Source organism: Bradyrhizobium sp. 157 (assembly GCF_023073815.1).
In the GTDB taxonomy this organism is placed as follows: domain Bacteria; phylum Pseudomonadota; class Alphaproteobacteria; order Rhizobiales; family Xanthobacteraceae; genus Bradyrhizobium.
Window position 1 is genome coordinate 1 of record NZ_JADPKF010000060.1, and the last position, 11,541, is coordinate 11,541.

At 63.6% G+C, this 11,541-nt stretch carries 13 protein-coding genes and 1 riboswitch; of the genes, 4 read left to right on the forward strand and 9 right to left on the reverse strand.

Annotated features, from left to right (window positions below; genetic code table 11):
* Positions 1–186: 186 nt before the first annotated feature.
* From IVA95_RS12425 to IVA95_RS12455, 7 genes are all read right to left on the reverse strand, one after another.
* Positions 187–585, reverse strand: coding sequence for a hypothetical protein (locus IVA95_RS12425; RefSeq protein ID WP_247510738.1), 399 nt, complete (start codon positions 583–585; stop codon positions 187–189).
* Positions 586–609: 24 nt separating this feature from the next.
* Positions 610–2,508, reverse strand: coding sequence for a phosphomethylpyrimidine synthase ThiC (gene thiC, locus IVA95_RS12430; protein ID WP_247510739.1), 1,899 nt, complete (start codon positions 2,506–2,508; stop codon positions 610–612).
* A 385-nt stretch (positions 2,509–2,893) separates the two neighbouring features.
* Positions 2,894–3,520, reverse strand: coding sequence for a thiamine phosphate synthase (locus IVA95_RS12435; protein WP_247510740.1), 627 nt, complete (start codon positions 3,518–3,520; stop codon positions 2,894–2,896).
* Positions 3,507–4,289, reverse strand: a complete 783-nt coding sequence (locus IVA95_RS12440) for a thiazole synthase (protein WP_213249277.1) — start codon at positions 4,287–4,289, stop codon at positions 3,507–3,509. The genes IVA95_RS12435 and IVA95_RS12440 overlap by 14 nt, the downstream gene beginning before the upstream one ends.
* Before the next feature lie 180 nt (positions 4,290–4,469).
* Entirely contained in the window at positions 4,470–4,667 is a 198-nt protein-coding gene (gene thiS / locus IVA95_RS12445; protein WP_247510741.1) for a sulfur carrier protein ThiS, read from the reverse strand.
* On the reverse strand, positions 4,658–5,671 hold the full coding sequence (locus IVA95_RS12450) for an FAD-dependent oxidoreductase (protein WP_247510742.1): 1,014 nt from the start codon (positions 5,669–5,671) through the stop codon (positions 4,658–4,660). Before IVA95_RS12450 ends, thiS begins: the two co-directional genes overlap by 10 nt.
* A riboswitch (TPP riboswitch) is annotated at positions 5,659–5,802 on the reverse strand. Its footprint overlaps the gene before it by 13 nt.
* A gap of 223 nt (positions 5,803–6,025) precedes the next feature.
* The gene (locus tag IVA95_RS12455) at positions 6,026–6,496 is read right to left on the reverse strand and encodes a transglycosylase SLT domain-containing protein (RefSeq protein ID WP_247510912.1); all 471 of its coding nucleotides are present in this window, start codon (positions 6,494–6,496) and stop codon (positions 6,026–6,028) included.
* A 434-nt stretch (positions 6,497–6,930) separates the two neighbouring features.
* Between IVA95_RS12455 and IVA95_RS12460 the strand changes: the two genes are divergently transcribed.
* The 4 genes from IVA95_RS12460 (at position 6,931) to IVA95_RS12475 (ending at position 8,730) form a co-directional block, all read left to right on the forward strand.
* Positions 6,931–7,125, forward strand: coding sequence for a hypothetical protein (locus IVA95_RS12460; protein ID WP_213249043.1), 195 nt, complete (start codon positions 6,931–6,933; stop codon positions 7,123–7,125).
* A 161-nt stretch (positions 7,126–7,286) separates the two neighbouring features.
* Entirely contained in the window at positions 7,287–7,664 is a 378-nt protein-coding gene (locus IVA95_RS12465) for a PRC-barrel domain-containing protein (protein ID WP_247510743.1), read from the forward strand.
* Positions 7,665–7,761: 97 nt separating this feature from the next.
* Complete coding sequence (locus IVA95_RS12470; RefSeq protein WP_247510744.1) at positions 7,762–8,304, forward strand: PRC-barrel domain-containing protein; 543 nt, start codon at positions 7,762–7,764, stop codon at positions 8,302–8,304.
* A 210-nt stretch (positions 8,305–8,514) separates the two neighbouring features.
* Complete coding sequence (locus IVA95_RS12475; protein ID WP_213249037.1) at positions 8,515–8,730, forward strand: dodecin family protein; 216 nt, start codon at positions 8,515–8,517, stop codon at positions 8,728–8,730.
* Between the two features lie 248 nt (positions 8,731–8,978).
* Here the strand turns inward: IVA95_RS12475 and IVA95_RS12480 are convergent, their stop codons facing one another.
* On the reverse strand, positions 8,979–10,547 hold the full coding sequence (locus tag IVA95_RS12480) for a DUF4403 family protein (protein ID WP_247510745.1): 1,569 nt from the start codon (positions 10,545–10,547) through the stop codon (positions 8,979–8,981).
* Positions 10,548–10,695: 148 nt separating this feature from the next.
* Positions 10,696–11,370 carry a L,D-transpeptidase gene (locus IVA95_RS12485; RefSeq protein ID WP_247510746.1) on the reverse strand — a complete coding sequence of 225 codons (675 nt, stop codon included), beginning with the start codon at positions 11,368–11,370 and terminating at the stop codon, positions 10,696–10,698.
* Positions 11,371–11,541: the final 171 nt, after the last annotated feature.

Consider the following 11,541-nt stretch of genomic DNA (forward strand, 5'->3'; position numbering starts at 1 on the left):
TCCGGCATAGTAGTACATGGTCGTCCCTCGATGATGCTTGGAGCGGGCTTGCCCGACTCCGGTTTTTGACACCATCAGTTTGAGGGACGACCGCCTCCCGGCAAAGCCGCACGCGAGCGCGCTTTCAAATCGCGCCGTAGCGAGCGTGCGGCTCGATCGGCCGGCCCGTTACCCCATCTACGCTTGCTAACGTGCCGGCTCCTTGGTCCGTTCTTCGGTTGCGATCGATTGTGCAGGCTTGGTCGAGCGAACCATCAGAAAAGTTCCAGACCACCCAGTGCCTGGCAGCCTCCAGCGCCCATCGATTTCCGTCGCGTCAGCATTGACCACGCCTTCATAAGTGACCTTGTCATAGCCGTAGCCGGGCGGCTCGTAACGCTTGACGAACGAAACCGCGCTGCCGGATCGATGACCCGCAATCGAAGCGTTGTGGATGCTCAACGGGCAACCGGGCGTGATGCAGGGTTCGGTCACGTTTCCTCCGAGCGCGCCACCAGTCTCGATAAGCGTCGCCAGAAACGTGACCATTCCAACGCGCGGCTGAACATAGGTGCCGTCCCAGACACCGGTCAGATTGTCGGTCATTGCGGTCTAGGTGAGTGCGCAGCCTCACAACACCCGATTGCTCTCCTTCACTTTCTCCGCATCCAGGTAGAGATCGCTTCCCATCTCCTTGAACTTGGCGCTCATCGCCGCCATACCATCCTCGATGGTGCCGCTCACCGACATCCCAACCCCCGCCGGATCGTTCAGCGTCGCCGCATAATCCCGCACGTCCTGCGTGATCTTCATCGAGCAGAATTTTGGGCCGCACATCGAGCAGAAATGCGCGACCTTGTGGGCTTCCTTCGGCAAGGTTTCGTCGTGGAAGCTCTTTGCGGTGTCCGGATCGAGGCCGAGGTTGAACTGGTCGGTCCAGCGGAAGTCGAAGCGGGCGCGGGAGAGCGCGTCGTCGCGGAGCTGGGCGGCCGGGTGGCCCTTGGCCAAGTCAGAGGCGTGGGCGGCGATCTTGTAGGTGATGACGCCGGTCTTCACGTCGTTGCGGTCGGGCAGGCCGAGATGCTCCTTCGGCGTGACGTAGCAGAGCATGGCGCAGCCGAACCAGCCGATCATGGCCGCGCCAATGCCTGAGGTGATGTGGTCGTAGCCCGGCGCAATGTCCGTGGTCAGCGGCCCAAGGGTGTAGAACGGGGCCTCGCCGCACTCCTTGAGCTGCTTGTCCATGTTGATCTTGATCTTGTGCATCGGCACATGGCCGGGGCCTTCGATCATCACCTGGCAGCCTTTTTCCCACGCGATCTTTGTCAGCTCGCCGAGTGTCTCCAGCTCCGCAAACTGTGCGCGGTCGTTGGCATCGGCGATCGAGCCGGGGCGCAGGCCGTCGCCGAGCGAGAACGAGACGTCATATTTGCGCATGAGATCGCAGATCTCGTCGAAATGCGTGTAGAGGAAGCTCTCCTTGTGATGCGCCAGGCACCACTTCGCCATGATCGAGCCGCCGCGCGACACGATGCCGGTGACGCGATTGGCGGTGAGGTGGATGTAGGGCAAGCGCACGCCCGCGTGGATCGTGAAATAGTCCACGCCCTGTTCGCACTGCTCGATCAGCGTGTCCTTGTAGAGCTCCCAGGTCAGCTTGACGGGATCGCCTTCGCACTTCTCCAGCGCCTGGTAGATCGGCACGGTGCCGATCGGCACCGGCGCGTTGCGCAAGATCCATTCCCGCGTGGTGTGGATGTTGCGGCCCGTCGAGAGGTCCATCACGGTGTCGGCGCCCCAGCGGATCGCCCACACCATCTTGTCGACTTCCTCTTCGACCGATGAGGTGACGGCGGAGTTGCCGATATTGGCGTTGATCTTGGTCAGGAAATTTCGGCCGATGATCATCGGCTCGAGTTCGGCGTGGTTGATGTTGCAGGGGATGATGGCGCGTCCGCGCGCGATCTCGGAGCGGACGAATTCCGGGGTGATGAAGGCAGGGACCTCAGCGCCAAAGCTTTCGCCATCGGCCAATGCCGCTTCCGCGCGCTCGAGCTGTGCTTTCCGGCCGAGGTTTTCGCGCTCGGCGACGTAGATCATCTCTTTCGTGATGATGCCGGCGCGGGCGAATTCGAGCTGCGTGATCTTGTGGCCGTCGAGGCCGCGGATCGGCTTGTGATGCGCCGTGAAGGCCTTTGCGGCATGCGAGGCGCCGACATTGCCGTTGTCCTCCGGCTTGATCTCGCGGCCCTCATATTCCTCGACGCCGCCGCGCTCCTTGACCCAGGCAAGGCGGTTGCGGGGGAGACCGGCGTTGACGTCGATCACGACGGAGGGATCGGTGTAGGGGCCGGAGGTGTCGTAGACGGGGAGGTTCGGCTCGCCCGCGGCTTCGGAGAGGATGATTTCGCGCAAGGGCACGCGCAGGTCGGGCGCGGCGTCCGGCGTGCCGAAGATTTTTCGCGACGAGGGAAGGGGGCCGGTGGTGACGGCGGGCAGGGTGGTGTCGGGGTTGGAGCGAATGTTCATACCGTATCCTCCTTTATAATGTTGTCATTCCGCTCGGCGCGCGGCGCGGGCCAATCCGGACGTAGAACTTTTGGCGAGAGCCCCCACCCGTCGCGCGCTGACGCACGCGCCACCCTCCCCCGCAAGCGGGAGAGGGTAACAAGAGCTCGCGGCGCTCTCGCGTAGGGCGGGAGAGTGGCCAAGCGCTCGCTGCGCCCCCTCTCCCGCTTGCGGGGGAGGGGTGGGGTGGGGGTGTCTCCGCGAGTGCGCATGTATCCTTCGTGAACGAGAGTCTCTTCCGTCATTGCGAGCGAAGCGAAGCAATCCATGGCGCCACGAGTGTAGAGATGGATTGCTTCGTCGCTGCGCTGCTCGCAATGACGGCTGTGGTTGCTTCGCAAATCCATCACGCCGTCTCCGCGCCCTGGCCCAGCCATTGCCGCACCCGCGCGTCGGGATCGGCGTTCTGGGTGACGTCGCTGACGACGGCGATGGAGTCGGCGCCGGCGGCGTAGATTTCGGCAGCCTGTTCGAACTTGATGCCGCCGATCGCGACCAGCGGGATGTTGCCGATGCGCTTTTTCCACTCGGTGATTTTTGGAATGCCCTGCGGGGCGAAGCGCATCGATTTCAGCGTGGTCGGGAAGATTGGACCGAGCGCGATGTAATCCGGCTTGGCGGCGAGCGCAGTCGCCAGTTCCTCGTCGTCATGGGTGGAGATGCCGAGCGTCAATCCGGCTTTGCGGATTTCGTTGAGGTCGGCGCCGACGAGGTCTTCCTGGCCGAGATGCAGGTGTTTTGCACCGGCGACGATCGCCGCGCGCCAGTAATCGTTGACGACGAGCTTGGCATCGGTGCCCTTGATGACTTCAAGGGCGTCGGTCACGATCTGCAGCGCCTCGGCGTCGTCGAGATCCTTGGCGCGCAGCTGGATGGTGCCGGCGCCGAGCAGCGCCAGCCGCGCCACCCAGGCGACGCTGTCGACCACGGGGTAGAAGCGATCAGGATACGCGTGGCGATCAGGATACGGCATGCCAGAACGGGGTCCCAATCACAGGGGTGGAGGGGGAGGCGAAGTCGCGGGCTTCCATCAAGCCGGCTTCATAGGCGGTGCGGCCGGCTTCGACGCCGAGGCGGAAGGCGTTGGCCATCGCGACGGGATCGGCGGCTTTTGCCACCGCGGTGTTGAGCAGCACGGCGTCGTAGCCGAGCTCGAGGGCGTGGGCAGCATGCGAGGGGGCGCCGAGGCCGGCGTCGACCACCAGCGTGATATCGGGCAGGCGCTCGCGCATCAGCTTTAGCGCATCGCGGTTGGTGATGCCTTTTGCACTTCCGATCGGCGCGGCCCAGGGCATCACCACCTTGCACCCCGTTTCGACCAGCCGCATCGCAACCGAAAGATCTTCGGTGCAATAGGGGAACACTTCAAAGCCGTCCTTGATCAGGATGGCGGCGGCTTCAACCAGGCCGACCACGTCGGGCTGCAGCGTGTCGTTGTCGGCGATCACTTCGAGCTTGATCCAGGGCGTTCCGAACAATTCGCGCGCCAGCTTTGCGGTGGTCACCGCCTCGCGCACGCTGCGGCAGCCGGCGGTGTTCGGCAGCACGGTGACATCGAGCTCGCGGATCAGCGACCAGAACGCATCGCCGGTCTTGCCGCCGGCGGCCTCGCGCCGCAGCGACACGGTCACGATGTTGGCGCCAGAGGCGCGGATCGCGTCCTGCATGATCGCCGGCGAGGGATAGAGCGCCGTGCCGATCAGGAGGCGGGAGGAGAAGGTTTTGCCGTAGAAGTTCAGCATGGTGTTAGTGTCCGTTCCACAACTCGTCATCGCGCCCACCACTCGTCATCCCCGCGAAGGCGGGGATCCAGTACGCCGGGAAGCCTGCAATCAAACCGAGAAGCCGCGGCGTACTGGATCGCCCGGTCAAGCCGGGCGATGACAGCCCAATGTGGGGCAGACGCAGACCCATACTCATCCTCACCCTCCCTGCCGCGGGGTGATGATCTCGATTTCGTCGCCGGGCTTCAGTGCGGTCTCGGCCCAGCGGCTTTTCGGCAGCACGTCGTAATTCACCGCGATCGCAAAATGCGTGCCTTCGTATTCGAGCTCGGAGAGCAGCGCGTCGACGCGCTTCGAGGCGATCTCACGCTGTTCGCCGTTGATGGTCACACGCATCGCATCACCTCATTGTCGATCGCGCCGCGCTGCACGTAGGCGAGCGTAAGCTCGGCCAGCGCCGGCGCCAGAAGAAAACCGTGCCGGTAAAGGCCGTTGACCGCGATCTTGCTCTTGCTGATCGTGATCCGCGGCAGGTTGTCGGGGAAGGCGGGACGCAAGCCAGAGCCGAACTCGACGATGCGCGCTTCGGCAAAGGCCGGATGCACGGCATAGGCAGCACCTAACAGCTCCAGCGCCGAGCGCACGCTGACGCCGGTGTCCTCGGCCTCGATCGAGGTCGCGCCCAGCATGAATTTGCTGTCGCCGCGCGGGATGACATAGAGCGGCCAGCGCGGATGGATCAGCCGCACCGGGCGCGACAGCTCGACCTCTGACGTCTCGACGATGATCATCTCGCCCTTGACGCCGCGCAACTCCGGCTGCTCGTCGCGCGCGGAGAGCCCGCGGCAGTCGATCACGATGCCGTCGAGATCTTCCGCACTGACGTCGCTATCGAACTTGATCGTGCCGCCGGCGGCTTCGATGCGCGCATGCAGCTCGGGCAGCACGCGCCGCGGCTCGACATGGCCTTCGCCTGCATAGAACAGGCCGTCGCGAAAGCGGCCGTCCAGCGAGGGTTCGAGCCGGCCGACGCCGCTTGCGTCGAGCCTGACATGGCCGGTGGTGAGTTTGGCAAACCGCTCGAAATCGGCGCGGTCGCGCGAATGCGCCACCACCAGCGATCCGTTGAACGGGGTGTTGGGAAAGAGCTCACGCCACAAATTGAGCGAGCGGGTGCCGAGCCGGCCGATCACGGGCTCGGAGGTCTCAGCCTCGCACCAGGGCGCCAGCATGCCGCCGGCCCAGTGGCTGGTGGAGAGCGTCATATCGGCGTCACTGCGCTCGTACAAGGTGACGGCGTGGCCGGCCTGTGCGAACAATAGCGCCTGCCATGCGCCGGCAATGCCCGCGCCGATGATGGAAACGGGAGAATCCCCCCGCAGATCTGACTTCTGGTACATCCCTGTCCCTTCGCCGGCATGACCCGGATCAGGTTCAAAGGGTCACCGCGGTCCCAGGCCTCTACTTTGAAGTAGCTCTGCCCAAGCTTGCGGTATCTCAGCTCCTCGTCGGAGCACCCCTCGGAACAGGACTAATGTAGGCGGTTGGGCGGAGGTGTCAACGCGGCTTTGCGGGAACTTGCAATGCTGCCTGCCCCGGACGCAGCGCAGCGCGTTAGCGGTGCGCTGCTGAGCCGGGGCCCAGACGGCCAGCATGGGTCCCGGTTCTGCGGAGCAGCGCTGAGATCGGACGATGCTTCGCATCGCCTAGGCTGCACCGCGCCCGGGACACGAGGTTTCGCTGTTTGGACTTAGCTATTTGGCAGCCTGCAGCGCGTTCGCGTCGGCCGGCGTTCTTGCCGGCGCGGCGAGGATTTTCGGGGTCGCACCGCTTGCCAGCACGGGCGCGATCTGCAGCGGCCTCTCCGGCCGCTGGCGCTTTGCGGCGTAATAATAGCCGCTTGCATAATAACGCATGGCGCGGCCGTGATCGCCATTGGCAGCGCGATAGGCGCCGGCGAGATATTTGATGCCCCAGGCGAGATTGGTGTCGGGATCGCGCAGGCCCGCGGCGTTGCCGGTATAACCGAGGCCGCGTGCGGTCGGGAGCTTGATCTGCATCAATCCGATGGTGCCGCCGCGTCCGACCAGGTTCGGATGATACTTGCTCTCGCGCACGATGACCCGGTGCACCAGCGCTTCCGGCACGTTGTTGGCGGCGGCATGGGAGGCGACCATGCTTTCATAGTGCGCGCGGCTCTGCGCCATTGCTGAGGGCGAGCCCATGAGCGTGGCTACGGCGGCAAGCCAGATGAACTTTGATAGATTTTTCATAAAACAATCTCGGCGGGCACATTAACGATTTTCGCGTTCTCGATTATTGTGGCCGCCCGGCCAAGATGTGGCGGAAAACGGACGACATCGCGGCGAGATGTTTGCGGCTCATGCACGTGTTGGCTCATGCACGTGTTAACGAATGCTTCCAGCGTGACGCTAACGTTGTGCGTGCAATGCATCGCGTCGAGCGACGCGAATCTGCGTCACGCGGACGCGCACGAATGTCGTGCAAATGATGCAGTCAAGGTGTAAAGAGAATTCCGCGACAAAAACCACTTCATTTCATTCCGACAGCAAACCTGTCTCATTCAACGACATAAGCAATTTGACATAAGCAAGCAGCGAGACGTCGCACGACGTCCGAAGTCTAAGGGAGATGCGCCATGGCTCGACTCGATTCCGGCTACTTGCCCCGCGGAAATCCCTGCGCCCAATGCGGCAAGCCGATTCCGAGACCCGACTGGGTCGAAAGCAGCCCGGGTCGCACCTCCTTCCTCTGGTTCTGCCGCGCCTGCGACTATCGCTTCGAGGCGATCGCGATTTACGAGGAGACGGATCCCGACGCGCTCGCGGCCTGACAGCACACGCTCCATTCGGCGGTACGATATCGGCATCGTCAGACAGGCGCTGCCCAAGCCTCGTGCGTTTCGCCATTTCCGAATAGGGCAGGCCGGTTGCCGTAGAGCGGAACCAGCCGGACGCAGCCACGTTGATTCCTCACCCATACGTGGAGGGTCCGATGGCAAGTGAGGTGATGGCCAAGCCACATCCGCTGATCGCGAGCGACCGCGTCGAGGGGACCGCGGTGCGCCGGCCGAACGGGGACATGATCGGCCATATCGAACGGCTGATGATCGACAAGATCACTGGTAAAGTATCGTATGCAATCCTGAGTTTCGGCGGGTTTCTGGGCATCGGAGCCAACCTGATTCCGCTGCCCTGGGGACGGCTTAGCTACAACACGAAATTCGAAGCCTACGAACTCGACATCGACGATGAAGAGTTGAGGCGCGCGCCGTCATTCCGTGCGGACAAGGATTTCGACTGGGGCGATCGCGCAAAAGAAGCCGAGCTGCACCGCTATTACGGCATGCCGCCTTACTGGGGCGGCTTCTGATGCAGCGTCGAATCGGCGTGTTTCATACGAAAACGGGTGGAACTCTTGTTGAAGTGCCGGGTTTTCTCAGAGCGTTTCTGAACTGAGGAGAACCGATATGTTAACGAAAACTGCCGTTGCCGGCCTCGCGGCGTCCGCGTTGCTGGCGAGTGTCGCGTTTGCGCAAAATCCTCCGGCAACGACTGACACCGCAAAGACCGCCGCGCCAGCGGCTGCATCCGATACCTCGTCGTTCAAGGGTACCTGGCGGGCTTCGAAGCTGGTCGGCCTGAACGTGTACAACGATAGCAACGAAAGCCTCGGATCGATCAACGATCTCCTGACCGACAAGAGCGGCGATGTCAAAGGCGTGGTGATTGGCGTCGGTGGCTTCCTCGGCGTCGGCGAGCATCTGGTTGCGGTGCCCATCGACAAGGTGAAGTTCGTCGATGAACCGATTGCCTATACGGGCACCGCTGGTGCGCCCGCGACAGGCGGCGCACGGCCTACGACAGGCACAGGCGGCACGGGAACGACGACGGGTGCTGCGACAGCGCCTGCCGCGCCGAAGAAGAATCCGTGGTACCCGGATCACGCCGTGTTCAGCGCGACGAAGGATCAGCTCAAGGCGATGCCGGAGTTCAAGTACTCGACCGAATAAGGCCGCGGTCCCAACACCAGGCTTCCTCAAAATGGCCGGACGGCGTGATGCCGCCCGGCCATTTGTGTTTATGGAGCGCGCAGATGGGTAAACGCCGATCATGGTGCAGCGCATCCTATCAGCGCGCGCTTCCCGATGTTAGCTTGTGTGTCCCGGCAGGAGCACCTGCCTCCTGCCTTGCACAGACTCTTGCATCAACGGGAGGACGACATGGCTGATAGCGTCTACAAGGTCATCGAGCTGATCGGCACCAGCACGGAATCATGGGAGAAGGCCGCTGCAAGCGCGGTCAGCCGCGCTGGAGAGTCGCTGCGCGATCTGCGCGTCGCTGAGGTCGTGAAGCTGGATCTGCAACTTGACGCCAGTGGCAAGGTCGAAGCCTACCGCGCCAAGCTGAATCTCTCGTTCAAGTTCGAAGGGTCGTAGCAGCCGGCATGATGCGTAGGGGCAAACGGAAGCGTGCCCGCCATCCATCAACGGATCGAAGCTTGAATGGGGGCACGCTGTCGCTGCGCCAACCCTACGGACCTGCACTTCTGTCAGACCTCATCCTGAGGAGCCGCGCAAGCGGCGTCTCGAAGGATGAATGGCACTAGCCGGGCCTCGTGGTTCGAGACGGCGCTGCGCGCCTCCTCACCATGAGGGTTAACAGTTGCTGCAATCTGCTCGTTGCGTCACAACGCCGGCAGCGCGCTCACATGGACACTGATTGCGCCTTCCGCTTCTGCGATCACGCGCAGCGTTTTGGAATCGAAGGCGATGCCGGCGAGCCGCAGCTTGCTGATCTCGGCCGAGACCCGCACGCCGTTCTCGTTCTTCTGAAGATCGGCGATCGCTGCTGCAATCTTCTTCTGCGCGTTGCCGGCGAACGGCTTGAGGTCGACGACAGCCTTGTCCGCCAGCGTCTTCTGCAGATGCGGGATGGCCGCGCGCGCAGCAGTGCCCAACAGCCCGAAGGCAGCCTCCGACTCGACGGCGAGCTCGATGTCGGTCAGCCGCAGCGTCTGCTCGGCCTGATCGAGCACCGGCTTGCCCCAGATATGCACATTGGCCTCGCCGCCGAGGCCCAGGAAGCTCTTCTTTTCCCTGGCGCTGACCAGAAGCGAAATCAGCAGGCGGTTGCCGGAAGCGGCCACGCTGGCGCGCTTGACGGTGACGTCGACCGCGCCCGAACCATCTTCAGGAAACGTCTTCCCGGCGAACTGCGCCTCCACGATCTTGTTGATCTCGGTAAACGGCATGTCGATCGGCACACCGATCGCGATCCGTCCCGGCATCGGCGGCACCATGGCGATCGTGGCGGGGAACGGGCAGGACGGCTTGGTTTCGCTCGGTGTGATTCTGGTTTCCGCCTCGATGCCGAGCGTCAGCGTCAGGTTCGAAGCATCGACACGCGGCTGCGCGGCAATCGCCCGGGTGGGACGCAATTCCAGCCACAGCGCCGGCATCGTCGAACCGGCTGTCGTGCCCTGCAGCGGAATCGAACGGCAGGCCTTGGCCCACTGCATCCGCGCATTCCGTTCGAAGGTCGGATCGTTGCGCATGCGCGCCTGCACCAGCGCGATCTGCTCGGCGACGTTCTGGTCAATCAATGGCTTCACCTGCGCGGGTACGTTGACGCGCGCGCCGGCCACGCTGAGGCTGGTGTCGCCGAGATTGACCTGCGCTGCGAGATTAGGCTCGATGCGCCAGTTCGCGGCGATCTGTGGTCGCGCCGATATGACAACGTTGCCCTTGATCTCGGCGCTGGCGTTGAGGTTCTTGATGTTCACGCTGCCGATCTGCTTGGCGACGTTGCCGCCGAGCAGGCCTCCGAGCGCTTCGCCGACCGCACCCGTCGCCTTGGCCGACAGCGAGCCGGTTACGTTCAATGTGCCCGTCAACGGCGTCGCCAGCGACAGCACATCCTGCGCGCCGGTAGCTACGATCGGCCCGCGCGAGGCAGTCCAGCCGATGTCGGCATTCTGCAGGATCTGCGAAATCGGATTATCGGCTTTGCCAGCAAAATTGCGCGGCGCGCCGCGATCGGCGGCATCGCGGATCGCCGAGAGCGCAACCGCAATCGGCGCCATCACCGTGGATGCGCGCGCCGCCGGCGGCAGCGGTGGCAATTCGGCGAGCGCGGGCGCGCTGTTCGTGGCGCGAGGCGCGACGAAGTCCATCACCTTCATGCTGACGGCAAACGAGATGACGAGAACCGCAAGCGCGATTGCAATCGTCTTGACCCGCATCGGCAGACGCATCGTCCCCCGGACCCCAATGAATCGCCCCACAACGTTTTACAGGGGTGGCGAGGGGGACGCCACTGCACATTGCCGCGACCTTAGGTCAACGCAAAACGGCCCTGGCAAGCGCCGGGGCCGCTTCTCGCATTAAGAAATGCTTAATATCTCAACGGATGGTCCGGCCGAGATCGGCGCGGCGATCCGTCATCGGCAGCACGATCACCTTGGTCCCGACGCTGACCCGCGAATACAGGTCAATGACGTCTTCGTTGGTGAGGCGGAGGCAGCCTGAGGAAACACGGGTGCCGATCGTCTCCGGCGCGTTGGTACCGTGGATGCGATAGATGGTGCCGCCGAGATACATCGCGCGGGCGCCGAGCGGATTTCCCGGGCCGCCGGTCATGTGGCGCGGCAAATAGGGCTGGCGGGCGATCATTTGCGGGGGCGGGGTCCACGCCGGCCATTCGGCCTTGCGGGTGATCGTCTGGGTGCCCGACCAGGTGAAGCCGTCGCGGCCGATGCCGATGCCGTAGCGCATCGCCTGGCCGTTACCGAGCACGAGGTAGAGATAGGTATTGGGGGTATCGATAATGATCGTGCCCGGCGCCTCCCGGGTGTAGTAGTTCACGACCTGGCGGCGCAGGCGGGCCGGCAACTCGAAGCGCTCTTCTTCCTGGGGCGCAGCCGCAGCCGGCGGCGGGGCCGCCTCGATCTGTGGCAGGAAAAACGGAAACAGCGGCAGCGGGGCCGCTGCGGCGGGTGCGGAAAATGCGGTGGCGCCGATCGCCAGCGCGCCGAAAGCGGCGGCCGCGAAGCGGCTCAGTATCGATAAACTGGACATGGTCGTCCCCCTGTTTGTCGCACCAGTTCGGCGCGTCGTTGGGGAAACCTCTACAGATGAACCGTTTCAGGACATTTGCACGAAATCGCCAAAATGGTTTCGTCGCGTTAGGGAATTGTTTCGTTAAGGTTTCGTTGACGGACGGTGGGCGTGCCGGGCGCAATCCGGTCC

What these genes read in the sequence shown, in the direction of transcription:
- IVA95_RS12425 (WP_247510738.1), bottom strand. Translation starts at nt 585, where the DNA reads ATGACCGACAATCTGACCGGTGTCTGGGACGGCACCTATGTTCAGCCG.
- thiC (WP_247510739.1), bottom strand. Translation starts at nt 2,508, where the DNA reads ATGAACATTCGCTCCAACCCCGACACCACCCTGCCCGCCGTCACCACC.
- IVA95_RS12435 (WP_247510740.1), bottom strand. Translation starts at nt 3,520, where the DNA reads ATGCCGTATCCTGATCGCCACGCGTATCCTGATCGCTTCTACCCCGTG.
- IVA95_RS12440 (WP_213249277.1), bottom strand. Translation starts at nt 4,289, where the DNA reads ATGCTGAACTTCTACGGCAAAACCTTCTCCTCCCGCCTCCTGATCGGC.
- thiS (WP_247510741.1), bottom strand. Translation starts at nt 4,667, where the DNA reads ATGCGTGTGACCATCAACGGCGAACAGCGTGAGATCGCCTCGAAGCGC.
- IVA95_RS12450 (WP_247510742.1), bottom strand. Translation starts at nt 5,671, where the DNA reads ATGTACCAGAAGTCAGATCTGCGGGGGGATTCTCCCGTTTCCATCATC.
- IVA95_RS12455 (WP_247510912.1), bottom strand. Translation starts at nt 6,496, where the DNA reads ATGGGCTCGCCCTCAGCAATGGCGCAGAGCCGCGCGCACTATGAAAGC.
- IVA95_RS12460 (WP_213249043.1), top strand. Translation starts at nt 6,931, where the DNA reads ATGGCTCGACTCGATTCCGGCTACTTGCCCCGCGGAAATCCCTGCGCC.
- IVA95_RS12465 (WP_247510743.1), top strand. Translation starts at nt 7,287, where the DNA reads ATGGCAAGTGAGGTGATGGCCAAGCCACATCCGCTGATCGCGAGCGAC.
- IVA95_RS12470 (WP_247510744.1), top strand. Translation starts at nt 7,762, where the DNA reads ATGTTAACGAAAACTGCCGTTGCCGGCCTCGCGGCGTCCGCGTTGCTG.
- IVA95_RS12475 (WP_213249037.1), top strand. Translation starts at nt 8,515, where the DNA reads ATGGCTGATAGCGTCTACAAGGTCATCGAGCTGATCGGCACCAGCACG.
- IVA95_RS12480 (WP_247510745.1), bottom strand. Translation starts at nt 10,547, where the DNA reads ATGCGTCTGCCGATGCGGGTCAAGACGATTGCAATCGCGCTTGCGGTT.
- IVA95_RS12485 (WP_247510746.1), bottom strand. Translation starts at nt 11,370, where the DNA reads ATGTCCAGTTTATCGATACTGAGCCGCTTCGCGGCCGCCGCTTTCGGC.